General features: G+C 67.8%; 1 protein-coding gene. It reads left to right on the top strand.

The genetic code is table 11. From position 1 onward, the window contains the following. Positions 1 to 3: 3 nt before the first annotated feature. Positions 4 to 373, top strand: a 370-nt coding sequence (locus SB765_RS28255) for an ATP-binding cassette domain-containing protein (RefSeq protein WP_410932303.1), incomplete at its 3' end; no start/stop codon positions are given.

Raw genomic sequence — 373 nt, 5'->3', positions numbered from 1 at the left:
GGCGTGGTACACAAGGAACTGACCGCCCTCATGGGCGGCGACCTGGGCGCCGATTCCGGCGAACTGTCGCTGCCCGTGCAGCCGCCCGCCGTCATCCTGATGGCCGGCCTGCAGGGCGCGGGCAAGACCACCACCTTGAAAACGCTGGCCGGGCTACTGAAGCCGAGTGCCGGCAGCATCACCTTCGATGGCAAGGCGCATGCGGCGATCAAGGGCCACGACCTGATCCGCGAAGGGCTGGCGCTGGTGCCGGAGGGGCGGGGGATCTTTCCCAAGCTGACGGTGCACGAAAACCTCGAAATGGGCGCCTTCAGCCGGCGCGACGGCAAGGACGCCGTCGCTGCCGACATCGAGCGCATGTACGGCATCTTCC

The organism is Pseudomonas sp. SIMBA_067 (assembly GCF_046534675.1).
Taxonomy (GTDB): domain Bacteria; phylum Pseudomonadota; class Gammaproteobacteria; order Pseudomonadales; family Pseudomonadaceae; genus Aquipseudomonas; species Aquipseudomonas putida.
This window is presented reverse-complemented; position numbering and strand designations above follow the sequence as displayed.